We start from the raw sequence: 16,893 nt of genomic DNA on the forward strand, positions 1-16,893 counted from the left end.
TGATTAAGTTACAAATCTTTTGTTAAATTTGTGTTGCAACAAACAAAAGAAATGGAAACAAAAGAGGTAAATAAAATTACTTTCGAAGAATTTAAAAGCCAAATCATTACTGATTATAAAACAGCTTTTATGTCTCGCGAAGTCAGTCTTCTAGGTAGAAGAGAAGTGCTTACAGGAAAAGCAAAATTTGGAATTTTTGGTGATGGAAAAGAGTTACCTCAAATTGCAATGTCAAGAGTATTCAAAAATGGAGACTTTCGTTCTGGATATTACCGCGACCAAACATTTATGTTTGCAATAGGACAATTAACAGTAGAACAGTTTTTTGCACAATTGTATGCATTAACAGATTTAGAAAAAGAACCAGCATCGGGTGGACGTCAAATGACATCTCACTTTGGTACACGTTCTTTAAATGAAGATGGATCTTGGAAAAAATTAACTGATCAAAAAAATTCTAGTGCAGATATTTCTCCAACAGCAGGGCAAATGCCACGTTTGTTGGGATTAGCACAAGCTTCAAAATATTACCGTAATGTACCAGAAGCAGATACAGAACAACAATTTTCTGTAACTGGAAACGAAATTGGTTTCGGAACAATTGGTGACGCAAGTACTTCTGAAGGACATTTTTGGGAAACTATAAATGCAGGTGGAGTTTTACAAGTTCCGATGATTGTTTCTATTTGGGACGATGGTTACGGAATTTCTGTACCAGCTAAATTTCAACGTACAAAATCTAATCTTTCCGAATTATTATCTGGTTTCGAAAGAACAGCAGAAGAAAGAGGTTACGAAATAATTTCTGTAAAAGCGTGGGATTATGCAGCTTTGATAGAAGCATATTCTCGTGCAGAAAGTTTTGCACGTGAGCACCACATTCCATGTATTGTGCATGTACAAGAATGTACGCAGCCACAAGGTCACTCAACTTCAGGTTCGCACGAACGTTATAAATCTGAAGATCGTTTGGAGTGGGAAAAAGATTTTGATGGAATTAAAAAGTTCCGTGAATATATTTTAGCTTTTGGAGATAATTCGCCAGAATCTATAATTTCTGCTGAAGAATTAGAAGCAGTAGAAAATCAAATTAAAGCAGAAGTTAAATCTGCTCAAAAACAATGTTGGGACGACTATTTAAACCCAATTCTTGAATTAAAAAATAAAGGATTAGCGTTATTACAAAATGTTGCGGATGCAAGTTCTAATGCTGCATTTATCAACATTGAAATTAATAATCTTAAAGCGAAGAAAACTCCTTTTAAACGTGATGTTTACGGTGCAATTCGTAAAGTGATTCGTTTAACAAGAGAAGAAAATAACGCTGCTAAAACAGAAATAATTTCTTGGTTAGACAATCAATTTAAGATTGAAGAAGAAATTTATTCAACAAAATTAGTTTCAGGAACAGCAACTAATGTAGCGCAAGTTGCACCAAGTTATCCAGAAAATCCAGAAATGGAAGATGGTCGTGTAATTGTTCGTGATAACTTTGATAAAATTTTCGAGAAATATCCAAAAGCATTAATTTTTGGAGAAGATGCAGGTAATATTGGCGATGTAAACCAAGGTTTAGAAGGTTTACAAGCAAAATATGGAATCGATCGTATTTCGGATACAGGTATTCGCGAAGCAACAATTTTAGGACAAGGAATTGGGTTGGCAATGCGTGGTTTACGCCCAATTGCAGAAATTCAGTATTTAGATTATATCCTTTATTGTTTACAAGGAATTTCAGATGATTTGGCAACAGTTCTTTATCGTTCTAACGGAGGTCAAAAAGCGCCAGTTATTATTCGTACGCGTGGTCACCGTCTAGAAGGTGTTTGGCATTCGGGTTCGCCAATGGGAGGAATTCTTAATTTGGTTCGTGGTGTAAATGTTTTAGTTCCTCGTGATTTGACAAAAGCCGCAGGTTTTTATAACACATTGATGCAAGCAGATGAGCCTGCAATTGTTGTAGAAAGCTTGAATGGTTACCGTTTGAAAGAGCCAATACCAACAAATATTGGTGATTTTACAACGCCAATTGGAGAAGTTGAAGTAACAAAAGAAGGTAAAGATATTACGTTGTTAACATACGGTTCTACATGGAGAATTGTGATGGAAGCAGCAAAAGAATTAGAGCAATTAGGTATTTCTGCGGAAGTAATTGATGCACAATCTTTATTGCCTTTTGATATTAAAGGAGATGTTGCAAAAAGTTTAGCCAAAACAAATCGTTTATTAATTATTGACGAAGATGTTCCTGGTGGAGCAAGTGCTTTCTTGTTACAAGAAATCATCGAAAAACAAGGTGGTTATTTTAATTTAGATAGCGCGCCAACAACACTTACAGCAAAAGCTCACCGTCCTGCGTATGCAACAGACGGAGATTATTTCTCTAAACCATCAGTAGATGATATGGTAGAAAAAGTGTACGAAATAATGCACGAAGCAAAACCTAATCAGTTTCCTGCTTTGTACTAAAAAATAAAAAATGGAGTTATAAAAGCGTATGTACTTAACAAAAGTACATGCGCTTTTTTTGTATGTTTACGTAAATAACGAAAGGAAATGAAATTTTATTCGATAATAGTTTGTTTAATTGCTTCGATAGTTTTTGGACAATTTCAGGAAATTAAACCACCCAAAAATATTAAAAGTTTGCAAGTTTTTAATCCGCAAACAAATGATAATACACCAATTATCAAGCTAGGTTCAAGCGAATATTTATTGTTTTTGTTTGACGATATAAATGCAGGTTACAAACGCTACAATTATTCGATTGAGCATCGAAATGCAGACTGGTCAGAATCTAATATTTTTCAATCTGAGTTTTTAACAGGAATGAATAATGATTATGCGCGCACGTATAAAAATTCATTCAATACCTATCAAAAGTATACCAATTATCAAATTCAGTTTCCGAACAATGCAATGAATGTTAAACTTTCGGGAAATTATGTATTAAAAGTCTATCTAGACAACGATTCTAACCCAGTTTTTACGCAACGTTTTGCCGTTTATCAGCCAATTGCAGATGTTGGTGTTATGGTTTCTCGTTACAATAATCCAACGATAAAAGAGTTAAATCAGCGTTTACAAATTCAAGTTGCAAGTGGCACACAAAATTTAACTGAAGTTCCGGATGGTGCAAAGTTATTTTTGATGAAAAATAACAATTGGAACGAAGGTTTATTTGTAGATCGTCCAACTTTTTCGCGCCCAAATCAATTAACGTATAATGATACAAATATTGTTTTTGCTGGAGGTTCAGAATACAATTGGTTTGATAATAAAAACCTCGAAGTTCCTAGTTTAACAACCGAACAAACTTTTAGAAAAGATAGTGTTTACAATACCGTTTTACGTGTAGATATTCCGAAATACAACTTACCTTACGATGATTATCCAGATATTGATGGTAATTTTTACATTAGAAATAACCGTTATGGTAACGAATATGCAGCCAATTCTGAGGCAGATTATTCGTGGGTTTATTTTGCGTTAGATGCTTTTGAAGATCAAAACGGGTTGTACGAACCTTATGTAGTTGGAGCGTTTAATAAATGGGAAATTAACGAAGATTCTAAATTACATAAAGATGATAATGGACTTTGGGTAACCGAATTATTTTTGAAACAAGGGTATTACAATTATCAATATGTGGTAAAAAATACAAAGACTGGACAAATAGACCCAAGTTATGTAAGCGGAAGTTTTTGGCAGACAGAAAATCAGTACCAAGCTTTGTTTTATTACCGACCTTGGGGACAACGCTATGATATTTTGATGGGCTATGGATCTGGTAATTCTAGACAATAAAATCACTAAAATTATCGATGTTTTTGATCTGATTTCTAAGTAAGTTTGACTATGAAATTTTTAGGTAAAATTATTTCGGTTTTCTTTTTAATTATTTTGTTTGGTTGTCATTCAAAACCAAATAAATCGCCGATAGATTTTTATTATTGGCGAAGTAATTACACAATTAATGAAATCGAAAAAAAAGAAGTTGATTCGTTAAAAGTTCAAAAAATTTATGTTCGATTTTTTGATGTCGACAAAACTGCAGATCAGATAAAACCAATTGGAATTATCCGAAATTTTGATGCGTCAAAATTAAATGTCAATTATATTCCGACAGTTTTTATTACCAATCGTACGTTTATCAATACATCAAAAGATCAAGTAAAAATTTTAGCAAAAAATGTATTTAATTTTTTGAATGAAACAGCGAATAGAGGAAAATTAAATCACTTCGAAGAAATTCAAATTGATTGTGATTGGACAAAATCAACGCGAGAAAATTACTTTTTATTTCTTTCAGAATTGAAACATATTTCGAACAAAAAACTTTCGGCAACCCTGCGTTTACATCAAGTCAAATTTAAAGATAAAGAAGGAATTCCGCCATTAGATAAAATGGTTTTGATGTGTTATGCAACAGAAAATCCGACTGATCAATCTCAAAATAATTCAATTTTAGATTTAAATATTGCCAAAGATTATCTTCAGAATTTAGAACAATATCCTATAAAATTAGATGTCGCTTTGCCTATTTATTCGTGGGCAATTTTAACCAATCATTTGGGTAAAGTAAAATTAGTTAATTCTTTTTCGGAGCAAGATTTGATAGGAAAACCTGTAAAGAAAATTAGAGATGGTTTTTACGAAGTTACAGCAGATTTTTTTGTCGAAAAATTTTATGTAAGCAAAGGTTTTACGATAAAAGTAGAAACTATTTCGCCCGAATTATTAGTCAAAACAAAATCATTTATCGATCAAAAAATAACGTACGATTATCGTTTGATCTATTATCATTTAGATTCAAAATTTTTGAAAACAATACCAACCGAATTATGAAAAAAATCTTACTAACATTAAGTTTAACTTTTGGTTTGACACAAGCTTTTGCGTGTGCAGATGGTGGAGGAGAAGATTATTATTACTATAATTTATTTTCGCAAACATTAAGTGCTGCGCCACAATATTCACCGTTTTTACTAACAATGGATAATCCGTTTTTTGATGCAGATCAAAATCAGAAAAATGAGAATATCCAATCGTGGCAAAAAACATTAGGTATTAGTTACGAGCAAGCGTATAATTTGGTTTTTAAAGCTTCAAAACAAGAAATTGATTTGATGATAAAAAATGGAAAATCATCTAATAACAACTATAGTTTTGCGACTTCAGATTTTGTAAAAAACAATAAACAATCGCTTTTATATCTTTCATATTCCAAGTATTTAGAGCCCTACATGGCGTTTTATTACATAGATAATGGTGAATGGTCGTATGCTGTGCGTCCCGAAAAAAATGTAAATAATCTGAACTATAAAAAAGTTTTAGATGTTTTAAAGAAAAGCTGGAATGCCGAAACAGATAAAGATTTAAAAGTTCGTTACGGGTATCAATTGGTTCGTTTTGCACATTATTTTCATGAATATAATGATGCGATCAACTATTTCAAAATGTATGTAGAATCTCAAGGTGTAAAATCGCCAATGTATTTTTACGCATTAGATCAAAAAGGTGGAGCAGAGCGAGGTTTAGGAAATTATATTCAAGCAAATTATGATTTTTTCGAAGTGTTTTCTCATTCAAATGACCGTAAATTAAGCGCTTATCAATCAATGAAAGTAACGCAAGATTTGGATTTTGAAAAAATGTTAGCGAAAGCAAAAACCAACGAAGAAAAAAATGATTTGTATTTATTAATAGGTTATAATGATTTTTCGAATCCGGTTGCAGCTATGAAAAATATTATTGCCAATGATCCAAATGCTTTGCAGGCACGTGTTTTATTTGCGCGCGCAATAAACGTTACGGAGCGGCAATATTTAGATCAAAATCCTGGCGGATATTATTGGGACAATTCTAAACCAGAAAAAAAGCCAACAGATTTATTTTTACCTGTAAAAACGAGCGATTTTGGTTCTTATAACACCACAGCAGAAGAAAATGTAGCACAAGGTTTTCAAATAAATGAATTGATTACTTTGGCAAAACAACAAGCAGAAAAAACGACGGATAAGGATTATTGGAATTTATCTGTTGCATATTTAAATTTATTGAACAAGAATTTTTCCGAAACTAAAAATTATTTAGCCAAAGTAAATTCAACTTCGAAAGAGTTTCAACAACAGAAAAAAGTAATTGAAATTTTGTTTGAAATTTTTGAGCAAAAGAAAATTACAGATAGTTTTGAGAATCAAATTATGCAAAAATATTCATCGATTTTAAACTATGAATATCCTAAATTATCTGAAGATGAATGGACGTATTCGACAACTGATACACAAAAAATGAATCTAAAAAATGTTATTTTAGACGTTTTGGCGAATCGTTTTTATTTACAAGGTGATAAAGGAAAAGCATTTTTAATTCATAACGAAATCACGGAATTAGGTTTTAATCCGAGTTGGGATATTATTAATGATTTAGATAAATTAGATAAAAAATCAAACAAAACAGCGTTCGAAAAGTATTTGATTGATGCAAAAGTGAAGTCGGATTATTATGATATGAAAGATGAAAAGTTGAAAAATATTCAATTTAAGCTTTCAGATTATTTATCCGATTTTAGAGGAACTTTGTATTTGGGTGAAATGAAATTTGAACAAGCGAAGAAAGAATTTGAGAAAATTGATCAAAAATACCATGTTTCGCCAAGTTCTTTTTATAGCTATGATTACGATTCGAGAACTGATAAAGAAACCAAAACGTTGATGACAAATCAATTTGATGGTTATCATAATATTTCGTCAAAAATTTTTGGGTACAATAAAATAGAATGTTTTAATTGTGAAGAAGATTTTGTGATGGCGACGCCATATAACAGCGATTTTTCTTTTATAAAACCTGCAATGAGCAAATTGGATTTGACAAATGCGTTGATTGATTTGGTTAAAATTGGAAAAAAGAAAGATGATTCGGGTACAAAAGCCAATTATTTGTTAGGGAATTTTTATTATAACACGACAAGTTTAGGCTATTATCGTTATTTATTAATGTTTGATCAAAATAATTCAAACGGTCCAAAATACAATAACTATGATGCTGAATATGTAAAATCGTTCGATTTTTATTACAAAGATTTCGGTTGGAATTCTAATTACAAAGACAACTTCTCGATTTCAGAAAATTATTTAAAAACAGCGCTTAATCAAACAAAAGATCGCGAGTTGAAAGCGCAGATTTTATTTGCTTTATCTAAAAATGAGCAAGGACGATTTTATATCGCGACAGATCCTGTTTTAAAAAAATTAAGAGAAAACGAATACGAGAACGAAAATAAGATTTTGGCTTATAAAGCGGTTAATTACAGAACTTATTTTAAGGAATTAAAACAATATTCGGACACAAAATCGTACAAAGAAACAAAGTCAAATTGTAAATATTTTGATTATTATACAAGCAATTATTAACTAAAAAAGCGCTCTAATTTGATTGCTTTTTTAGTTATAGATAAATTATTTCGTTTTATAAATGTTTATTATTGAAATATTCTGAACTTATCTATTTAAAATAATATTAAAACCCTAATTTCATAAAAAATACCAACATGAAATGTTTTATAACCAACCAAAAAGCTAAAAAATATGAATTGGTGCAAGGAAAAGATTTGCAACACGAGATTTATGATTTAATCAGCACCGATTATCCAAATTTTACGGATGAAGATTATATATCAATCAAAGAATTAAATAAATACAGACGATTATTTTTTGCAAATCTTATTTCGCAAGAAAAAGGAGAAATGGAAAAATTGGATCAAGATGTTGTAGAAGCAATTCGGGATAATTCTATTCTTTCCGAAAATATAAAAGATGAAACAGAAAATGTTTCAACTTTAGGACAAAGAGTGGCTGATAAAGTGGCGTCTTTTGGTGGAAGTTGGACATTTATTATTATATTTTTTACGTTTTTATTGCTTTGGATGTTTCTCAATTTTTGGATGTTACATGATAAAGGATTTGATCCGTATCCATTTATTTTACTCAATTTAATTTTGTCATGTTTGGCGGCAATACAAGCGCCAATTATTATGATGAGTCAAAATAGGCAAGAGGACAAAGACCGTGAGCGCGCGGAACATGATTATAAAATTAATTTGAAAGCTGAATTAGAAATTAAATTATTGAGCGAAAAAATTGATCATTTATTGGTTCATCAAAATAAAAAATTGTTAGAAATTCAGGAAATGCAGATTCAATATTTAGAGAATATTGAGCAGCAAGTACTTCAAGCTAAAAGTAAATCTAAAAAATCGGACGATAATTCGGAATCTTAGAATAGTTTTAATGTTAATGAGTTAAGAAAGAGTTTGATGACATATAGTTAATCATTCAATTTGAATCGTTTTCATTTATTTTTCTTAAATTTGGACTTTGAAAAAGTATAAACAAACAAAATAATAAAATGTCAAAATCATTTGCTCAAATTCCTCAAGCTATTAATGAAGAGGTAAAATCATACGCTCCTGGTACGCCAGAGAGAGCACAATTATTAGACGCTTATAAAAAAATGTATAATGAGGTAACAGAAGTTCCTCAGTACATTGGTTCTGAAGAAATTTTTAGCGGAAATAAAAAAGAAATTCGCCCACCACATGATCACCAAAAAGTTGTTGGTTATTATCATGAAGGTACACAGGCAGATGTACAAAAAGCAATTGATACAGCTTTGGCTGCAAAAGAAGCTTGGGTTGCAATGGCTTGGGAAGATAGAGCTGCTATTTTCTTAAAAGCTGCAGATTTAATTGCTGGTCCTTACCGAGCAAAATTAAATGCTGCAACAATGATTGGTCAATCTAAGAATGCAATGCAAGCAGAAATTGATTCGGCTTGTGAGTTGATTGACTTTTTACGTTTCAATGTACAATACATGACAGAGATTTATGCTGATCAACCAATTTCTTCTCCAGGAATTTGGAATCGCGTAGATTATCGTCCATTAGAAGGATTTACATTCGCAATTACACCATTCAACTTTACAGCAATTGCTGGTAATTTACCATCTTGTATGGCGTTAATGGGGAATGTTGTTGTTTGGAAACCATCTGATAAACAAACATTGGCTGCGAAAGTAACAATGGAAATTTTCAAAAAAGCAGGTTTACCAGACGGTGTAATCAACTTAATTTTAACTGATGGTGCAGAAACTGCAAAAACTGTTTTAGAGCACAAAGATTTTGCTGGTTTACATTTTACAGGATCAACACGCGTTTTCAATACATTATGGAAACAAATTGGTGATAACATTGATAAATACAGAACTTACCCAAGAATTGTTGGAGAAACAGGAGGAAAAGATTTTGTAATGGTTCACAAATCATCTTGTCCTACAGAAGTTGCTGTTGCATTAGTTCGTGGTTCTTTCGAGTACCAAGGTCAAAAATGTTCTGCTGCTTCAAGAGCTTACGTTCCATCTAACTTATGGCCAGAAGTTGAAAAGCAAATGAAAGAAATGGTTGCAACAATTACAGTTGGTTCACCAGAAGATTTCTCAAACTTTATGACTGCTGTTATTGACAAAAACTCTTTCGAGAAATCAAAAGCATATATTGATAGAGCAAAAGCATCTTCGGAAGCTGAAGTAGTAATTGGTGGTACTTACGACGATTCTGTTGGATATTTTGTACAACCAACGGTTATTAAAGCTACAAATCCTAAATATGAATCAATGGTAGATGAGATCTTCGGACCTGTATTATCTGTTTATGTTTATGACGAAAACGAATTTGAAGCAACATTAAAATTAGTTGACGAAACTTCTGCTTATGCATTAACAGGATCTATCTTTGCAAAAGATCGTTCTGCAGTAGAAATCGCAGCTAAAGCATTAAAAAATGCATGTGGAAATTTCTATATCAACGATAAACCAACAGGTGCAGTAGTTGGGCAACAACCATTTGGTGGTGCTCGTGCTTCGGGAACAAATGATAAAGCAGGTTCTGCAATGAACTTGTTACGTTGGACTTCTGTTCAAACGATCAAAGAAACCTTAGTTCCTGCAACTGATTATAAATATCCATTCTTAGAAAAATAATCTTTTTCAAGACATAAATTTAGAATAAGCCTTACATTTGTAGGGCTTATTTTTTTTATAGTATGAGTAACTCAGAAACAGCAATAAAAGCTTCTATATTCAGCATTATTGGAAATGCATCTTTGGCAGGAATCAAATTTATCGCTGGATATTTTGGTAACTCTTATGCATTAATTGCAGATGCAATAGAATCTTCGGCAGATGTATTTTCTTCATTTTTTGTTTTTTTAGGATTAAAATATTCTTCAAAACCAGCCGATGAAAATCATCCTTACGGACACGGAAAAGCAGAAGCTTTAATCACATTTTTAGTCGTATCCTTTCTTGTTATTTCGGCAATTGTTATTGCAAAAGAAAGTATCAACAATATTATTACACCACACAGTCAACCCGCACCATTTACGTTATTAGTTTTGGGAGGAATTATCTTATTCAAAGAAATTTCTTTTCAATATGTTATGCGCAAAAGCGTAGAAACCAATAGTTCGTCGTTAAAAGCAGATGCTTGGCATCATCGTTCTGATGCAATTACATCGTTAATGGCTTTTATCGGAATTTCTATTTCATTGGTTATGGGACCAGGTTGGGAAGCTGCGGATGATGTTGCGGCTTTGTTAGCTTCGGGATTGATTTTATATAATGCATATAAAATTTTGCGTCCAGCTTTAGGAGAAATTATGGACGAACAACTTTATGAAGATGAAGTAGAAGAAATCAGAAAGATTTCGTTAAATGTTTCGGGCGTTATTGCAACCGAAAAATGCAATGTTCGTAAAAGTGGAATGTACTATTTTGTGGATTTACACATGATTGTTGACGGAAATATTTCTGTTGTAGAAGGTCATGAAATTAGCCATCATTTGAAAGATGAAATTAAAGAAAAAATGCCGCAAGTACAAGATGTTTTGGTACATATAGAACCAACTTTTGTATCGGTTAGAAAATATTTTCGTGATCATCAAATTGAAGATAAACGAGTAGAAGAATAAAAAAAGAGAAGCAGTTGCTTCTCTTTTTTGTTTCCTTTAATTTTCTAAATTAAAGGAATTATATAAGTGAGTTGGTATTAAAATAATTTGAAACCGATACCTGTACTAATTAACCATGGATTTAAATCCACTTCAGCCGGAACATAAACTTGTCCTGATGGTAAAGCCGCACCAACTTCAACATCTGTATTTAAGTAAAGTTTTTTTACATCAACGTTCCAATAAAGTTTATCGTTTATTTTATAATCAAATCCTAACTGAAAAGAGTAACCTAAATTGTTGTCATAAGCAACGCTAGTTACAGCTGCATTACGCCCTTTTCCTTGACCTTGATCGTAGAAAATGGTATAATTAAGTCCAGCGCCAACATAAGGTTTTAAGTTTTTGGTTGGATAAAAATGATATTGAAGATTTAACGTAGGAGGCAATAACATAACGCGACCTAAATCTAAATTTCCTAATGCTGTATTTACAGCAACAACTTCGTGTTTTGATGTTCCTAAAATTAATTCTGCCGCAATATTTTTTGTAAAATAATAAGTAAAATCTACTTCAGGAATTAAGTTATTAGATACTGCAACATTTCCTCCAATTGTTTCAATTTTTGCATCTTCCATCGGAACAACGCCAGTTGCTCTAACACGCATATGTAATTCTCCTGCTTCTTGCCCAAATGATAAAGTAGATAGTAATAATCCGCTCAACACTAATAATCCTTTTTTCATAGTACTCTTGTTTTATCTTTTCTCTACTGCAATATTAGGATAATTTTGTCCGAATTAAAATGTTAAAAATCATACTTCAAAATGAGAGATAACATTTGGTGTTTTGCGAAAGTTTTATACCTTAAACACGCTGATAGTCAGTAATTTTTAATGAATTAAAATAAGATAATTAATTAAATAATAATAGAAGTCTTTATTTTTATTATTTTTGACAAAAATCATAATTAAACTCAAAAAAATGAATTTCTTAGAAAACGAAAACTTAACATTAATCGCACAATCTGCACAAGATTTTGCAAAGCAATACATTCAACCTAACATAATGGAGTGGGATGAAGCGCAAACTTTTCCTGTAGAAGTATTTAAAGAATTAGGAAAAATGGGTTTCATGGGCGTTTTAGTTCCAGAACAATACGGTGGTAGCGGATTATCTTACGAAGAATACGTAACAATTGTAGACGAAATTTCTCAAGTAGATCCTTCTATTGGTTTATCAGTTGCAGCGCATAACTCACTTTGTACAAATCATATTTTAGAATTTGGTAACGAAGAACAAAAACAAAGATGGTTACCAAAATTAGCAACAGCAGAATGGATTGGTGCTTGGGGATTAACAGAACACAACACAGGATCTGACGCTGGTGGAATGTCTACTACAGCTGTAAAAGATGGTGACGAATGGGTAATAAACGGAGCAAAAAACTTTATTACACACGCTATTTCTGGTGATGTTGCTGTAATTATGACACGTACAGGAGAAAAAGGAGCAAAAAATAATACAACTGCTTTTGTAATAGAAAAAGGTACACCAGGTTTTACATCAGGTAAAAAAGAAAATAAATTAGGGATGCGTGCTTCTGAAACAGCAGAATTAATTTTTGATAACGTTCGTTTATCAGACGCAAACCGTTTAGGTAACGTAGGAGATGGTTTTAAACAAGCCTTAAAAGTATTAGACGGAGGTCGTATCTCAATTGCAGCTTTAAGTTTAGGAATTGCAAAAGGAGCATACAAAGCAGCTTTAAAATATGCACAAGAACGTCACCAATTTGGAACTGCAATTGCAAATTTCCAAGCAATTAACTTTAAGTTAGCAGAAATGGTAACAGAAATCGAAGCTTCAGAATTATTAATTCGTAAAGCATCGTATTTAAAAAATAATAAAAAACCAATGTCTACAGAAGGTGCAATGGCAAAATATTATGCCTCTGAAGCATGTGTAAAAATATCTAACGACGCCGTACAAATCTTTGGAGGATACGGATATACGAAAGATTTTCCAGTAGAAAAATTCTACCGCGATTCAAAATTATGTACAATCGGGGAAGGTACAACTGAGATCCAAAAATTAGTAATCGGAAGAAATATTTTGAAAGATTAATATAAAAGGATTTGTTTAATAACTAAAGAGTTGTATATTTGCCATCTTAAAAAGAAATAGATAAAATTATGTTGATTATACCAGTAAAGGACGGAGAGTCAATCGAAAGAGCTCTAAAAAAATACAAAAGAAAATTTGATAAAACAGGTGTTGTACGTCAGTTAAGAGCACGTCAGCAGTTTATTAAGCCTTCAGTTACTAAAAGACAAAAAATGAGTAGAGCAATCTACAAATTGTCTTTATCAGTTCAAGAAGAAGCTTAGTCTACGGTTTTAGACAATATAAAGAATTAATTTCTGTTGACCTATTTATTAAAGTTGTAACTTTGATAAATAGGTTTTTTTATGGATTTTACGCATCAATTTTTAGATTATTTAGCACTCGAGAAAAACTATTCTGCGCTAACGGTAACAAGTTATAAACGTGATTTAGAGGATTTTATCAACTTTTACCAACAAGAAGAAAACACCACCGAAATTCATCTTGCATCTAAAAATCACATTCGTGCATTTATTATGTATTTAACTGAGTTGGAGAAATCCGAAAAAACAGTTAACCGTAAATTAAGTGCGCTTCGTAGCTTTTATAGATACTTAATCAAAGAAAGGCAACTTACTGTAAATCCAATCGAACAAATCCATTCATTAAAACAAAATAAGCAAGTTTTGATTCCATTTACCGAAGCAGAACTAAATGATTTGTTAACGAATGAAGAATTTTTCCCAACAACTTTTGAAGGCGTGCGCGACCGTTTGATGATCGATTTGATGTATCAAACCGGTATTCGACGTGCAGAATTAATCAATTTAAAAGAAAATGATATTGACCCTAATTTGTTGTCAATAAAAGTTTTAGGAAAAAGAAATAAAGAACGTTTTATTCCAATTTCTACCTTTTTGTTAGAAGATATTGCGGCTTACAAAGAAGTGCGTAACAAAGAAATTGAACTAAATTGTGTTAATCTTTTTGTGACAGAAAAAGGAAAACCATTGTACGATAATCTTGTTTATTCCAAAGTAAAATATTATCTTAGTCTTATAAGTGTAAAGCATAAAAAAAGTCCTCATATGTTGAGGCATTCTTTTGCGACCCATATGTTAGACTCTGGAGCAGATCTGAATGCGGTTAAAGATATTTTAGGGCATTCAAGTTTGTCGTCGACTCAAGTTTATACACATGGAAGTATAGAGAATCTAAAAAAAGTGTTTAACAAAGCTCACCCACGTGAGAACAAAAAAGATTAACTATGACAATTAATGTTCAAGCAGTAAACTTCAACACTAAACCAGGTTTAGAGGAGTATTTAGGAAAAAAATTAGAGAAATTAGAAACATTATCTGATAAAATAATTTCTGCACAAGTATTTCTAAAACTTGAAAATACATCTGAAAAAAGTAACAAAACAGTGGATATTAAGTTAGAAGTTCCTGGAGATGATATCGTAGTAAGTAAAACAGGTCAATCATTTGAGGAATGCATTGATTTAGCAGTAGATACATTAAAAAAACTAATAATCAGAAAGAAAGAAAAAGTAAGCGATAGATAAAATTTGATTGAATTGATTAAAAAATAAGTATAAAAATTTGGTTAATTCAAAAAACAACGTAAATTTGCAATCCGTTAAACATACAGAATTAACGGATTGTTCTTTTAAAAAGTAATAAATTTTTAAAAATTGCCGATGTAGCTCAGTTGGCCAGAGCAGCTGATTTGTAATCAGCAGGTCGTGGGTTCGAATCCCTCCATCGGCTCTGAATTTTTTAAATTTAACAAAATAATATAGGTTGGGGAGATACTCAAGCGGCCAACGAGGACGGACTGTAAATCCGTTGGTTTCACCTTCGCAGGTTCGAATCCTGCTCTCCCCACAAACTATTTTAAATTTTTTAAATCATTTTGCGAATTAGTATTTAATACCTAAATTTGCAATGCTTTATTAGAATTTAAAGTAAATGCGGGAATAGCTCAATTGGTAGAGCGTCAGCCTTCCAAGCTGAATGTTGCGAGTTCGAGTCTCGTTTCCCGCTCAATAAAAATCTGGTGGAATCCAGTTTGGTTAATCTTTAAAGTGGTTGTTGAAACTAAATTTATTCAAGGTTAACATTAAATCAAGAAATAAAATACTTTATATATCAATCAAAAAGTGTATTTTTGCACTTGAAAATAATTTAAAGTTATTTTTTTAATTTAAGTATAACAATAGAAATTAATAAAAAGTAAAATGGCAAAGGAAACTTTTAACCGTAACAAGCCGCACTTAAATATTGGTACTATTGGTCACGTTGACCACGGTAAAACAACTTTGACTGCTGCGATTACTAAAGTATTAGCTGACGCTGGTTATTCAGAAGCAAAAGCTTTTGATCAAATCGACAACGCTCCAGAAGAAAAAGAAAGAGGTATTACAATTAATACATCTCACGTAGAGTATGAAACTGCAAACCGTCATTACGCACACGTTGACTGTCCAGGTCACGCGGATTACGTAAAGAACATGGTAACAGGAGCTGCTCAAATGGATGGTGGTATCTTAGTAGTAGCTGCTACTGATGGTCCAATGCCTCAAACTCGCGAGCACATCTTATTATGTCGCCAAGTAAACGTTCCTCGTATCGTTGTTTTCTTAAACAAAGTTGATATGGTTGACGATGAAGAGTTATTAGAATTAGTAGAAATGGAAGTAAGAGACTTATTGTCTTCTTATGAGTACGATGGTGATAACACTCCAGTTATTCAAGGTTCTGCTTTAGGTGCATTAAACGGTGAGCCTCAATGGGTTGATACTGTTTTAGACTTAATGGCTAACGTTGATGTTTGGATTGAGCAACCAGTTCGTGATCAAGATAAACCATTCTTAATGCCAGTAGAGGATGTATTCTCTATTACAGGTCGTGGTACTGTAGCAACAGGACGTATCGAAGCAGGTGTTATTAATTCAGGGGAAGGTGTAGATATCGTAGGTATGGGAGAAGAAAAATTAACTTCTACTGTAACAGGTGTTGAAATGTTCCGTAAAATCTTAGATAGAGGTGAAGCTGGAGATAATGTAGGTTTATTATTAAGAGGTATTGAAAAGTCTGATATCCGTAGAGGTATGGTTATCGCTAAGGCTGGATCTGTAACTCCACACAAAAAATTCAAAGCTGAGGTTTATATCTTAACTAAAGAAGAAGGTGGTCGTCACACTCCATTCCATAACCGTTACCGTCCACAGTTTTACGTACGTACAACTGATGTAACTGGAGAAATCCACTTACCAGAAGGAGTAGAAATGGTTTTACCAGGAGATAACTTAACTATTACAGTTGAATTATTACAACCAATTGCATTAAACGAAGGTTTACGTTTCGCTATCCGCGAAGGTGGACGTACAGTAGGTGCAGGTCAGGTAACTGAAATTTTAGAATAATTATTCTAATTATATAATACAGAAGATGTGGTAATCTTCATAGATTACCACTCTTTTTTTATTCTACGGGCATAGTTCAATGGTAGAATAGCGGTCTCCAAAACCGTTGATCAGGGTTCGAATCCTTGTGCCCGTGCTAATTTAAAACGATATGAAAGTCGTACAATATGTTAAAGATTCTTTTGTAGAGTTTAAAGAACACGTCACATGGCCAACTTTTGCTGATCTACAAAAAGACACAATTATTGTTGCAATAGCTACAGTTTTGTTAGCTATATTTTTATATGCGGTAGATACGATATTCACACAAGTGCTGAATTTTGTCTACGGCGCTTTTTAGTTTGTAATACA

The 16,893-nt window shown here is 32.3% G+C and carries 14 protein-coding genes and 4 tRNA genes; 17 read left to right on the forward strand and 1 reads right to left on the reverse strand.

Going from position 1 to position 16,893, the window contains the following annotated elements:
• The first annotated feature begins 51 nt into the window (after positions 1 to 51).
• The 7 genes from BM072_RS05580 to BM072_RS05610 all read left to right on the forward strand — a co-directional run bounded on the left by BM072_RS05580 (position 52) and on the right by BM072_RS05610 (position 11,027).
• On the forward strand, positions 52 to 2,469 hold the full coding sequence (locus BM072_RS05580; RefSeq protein ID WP_092907727.1) for an alpha-ketoacid dehydrogenase subunit alpha/beta: 2,418 nt from the start codon (positions 52 to 54) through the stop codon (positions 2,467 to 2,469).
• An 87-nt stretch (positions 2,470 to 2,556) separates the two neighbouring features.
• The gene (locus BM072_RS05585; protein WP_092907394.1) at positions 2,557 to 3,807 is read left to right on the forward strand and encodes a type IX secretion system plug protein; all 1,251 of its coding nucleotides are present in this window, start codon (positions 2,557 to 2,559) and stop codon (positions 3,805 to 3,807) included.
• 51 nt (positions 3,808 to 3,858) lie between these two features.
• Positions 3,859 to 4,848: a hypothetical protein gene (locus BM072_RS05590; RefSeq protein WP_245752062.1), complete on the forward strand. Its 990-nt coding sequence runs from the start codon at positions 3,859 to 3,861 to the stop codon at positions 4,846 to 4,848.
• A complete protein-coding gene (locus BM072_RS05595) occupies positions 4,845 to 7,415 on the forward strand; it encodes a hypothetical protein (protein WP_092907396.1) in 2,571 nt (856 codons plus the stop codon). The genes BM072_RS05590 and BM072_RS05595 overlap by 4 nt, the downstream gene beginning before the upstream one ends.
• A gap of 137 nt (positions 7,416 to 7,552) precedes the next feature.
• Positions 7,553 to 8,281: a DUF1003 domain-containing protein gene (locus tag BM072_RS05600; RefSeq protein ID WP_092907398.1), complete on the forward strand. Its 729-nt coding sequence runs from the start codon at positions 7,553 to 7,555 to the stop codon at positions 8,279 to 8,281.
• Between the two features lie 128 nt (positions 8,282 to 8,409).
• Positions 8,410 to 10,038 (forward strand): L-glutamate gamma-semialdehyde dehydrogenase, encoded by a 1,629-nt coding sequence (gene pruA, locus BM072_RS05605; protein WP_092907400.1) that lies wholly within the window; start codon positions 8,410 to 8,412, stop codon positions 10,036 to 10,038.
• Between the two features lie 62 nt (positions 10,039 to 10,100).
• Positions 10,101 to 11,027: a cation diffusion facilitator family transporter gene (locus tag BM072_RS05610; protein WP_092907402.1), complete on the forward strand. Its 927-nt coding sequence runs from the start codon at positions 10,101 to 10,103 to the stop codon at positions 11,025 to 11,027.
• 77 nt (positions 11,028 to 11,104) lie between these two features.
• On the opposite strand, the gene BM072_RS05615 is transcribed toward BM072_RS05610, so the two are convergent.
• Entirely contained in the window at positions 11,105 to 11,752 is a 648-nt protein-coding gene (locus tag BM072_RS05615) for an OmpW/AlkL family protein (RefSeq protein WP_092907404.1), read from the reverse strand.
• 238 nt (positions 11,753 to 11,990) lie between these two features.
• Between BM072_RS05615 and BM072_RS05620 the strand changes: the two genes are divergently transcribed.
• The 10 genes from BM072_RS05620 to secE all read left to right on the forward strand — a co-directional run bounded on the left by BM072_RS05620 (position 11,991) and on the right by secE (position 16,882).
• A complete protein-coding gene (locus BM072_RS05620; RefSeq protein ID WP_092907406.1) occupies positions 11,991 to 13,133 on the forward strand; it encodes an acyl-CoA dehydrogenase family protein in 1,143 nt (380 codons plus the stop codon).
• A gap of 68 nt (positions 13,134 to 13,201) precedes the next feature.
• On the forward strand, positions 13,202 to 13,396 hold the full coding sequence (gene rpsU / locus BM072_RS05625) for a 30S ribosomal protein S21 (protein ID WP_092907408.1): 195 nt from the start codon (positions 13,202 to 13,204) through the stop codon (positions 13,394 to 13,396).
• A gap of 81 nt (positions 13,397 to 13,477) precedes the next feature.
• The gene (locus BM072_RS05630; RefSeq protein ID WP_092907410.1) at positions 13,478 to 14,377 is read left to right on the forward strand and encodes a tyrosine-type recombinase/integrase; all 900 of its coding nucleotides are present in this window, start codon (positions 13,478 to 13,480) and stop codon (positions 14,375 to 14,377) included.
• 2 nt (positions 14,378 to 14,379) lie between these two features.
• A complete protein-coding gene (hpf, locus tag BM072_RS05635) occupies positions 14,380 to 14,679 on the forward strand; it encodes a ribosome hibernation-promoting factor, HPF/YfiA family (RefSeq protein ID WP_092907412.1) in 300 nt (99 codons plus the stop codon).
• A 131-nt stretch (positions 14,680 to 14,810) separates the two neighbouring features.
• A tRNA-Thr gene (locus BM072_RS05640) sits at positions 14,811 to 14,884 on the forward strand.
• A gap of 35 nt (positions 14,885 to 14,919) precedes the next feature.
• A tRNA-Tyr gene (locus BM072_RS05645) sits at positions 14,920 to 15,001 on the forward strand.
• Positions 15,002 to 15,087: 86 nt separating this feature from the next.
• Positions 15,088 to 15,160, forward strand: a tRNA-Gly gene (locus BM072_RS05650).
• Between the two features lie 194 nt (positions 15,161 to 15,354).
• Complete coding sequence (gene tuf, locus BM072_RS05655; RefSeq protein WP_092907414.1) at positions 15,355 to 16,542, forward strand: elongation factor Tu; 1,188 nt, start codon at positions 15,355 to 15,357, stop codon at positions 16,540 to 16,542.
• A gap of 65 nt (positions 16,543 to 16,607) precedes the next feature.
• Positions 16,608 to 16,678 (forward strand) — tRNA-Trp (locus tag BM072_RS05660).
• A 15-nt stretch (positions 16,679 to 16,693) separates the two neighbouring features.
• Positions 16,694 to 16,882, forward strand: coding sequence for a preprotein translocase subunit SecE (gene secE / locus BM072_RS05665; RefSeq protein WP_092907416.1), 189 nt, complete (start codon positions 16,694 to 16,696; stop codon positions 16,880 to 16,882).
• The last annotated feature ends 11 nt before the right edge of the window (positions 16,883 to 16,893 follow it).

This window comes from Algoriella xinjiangensis (assembly GCF_900115015.1).
GTDB classification, from domain to species: Bacteria; Bacteroidota; Bacteroidia; order Flavobacteriales; family Weeksellaceae; genus Empedobacter; species Empedobacter xinjiangensis.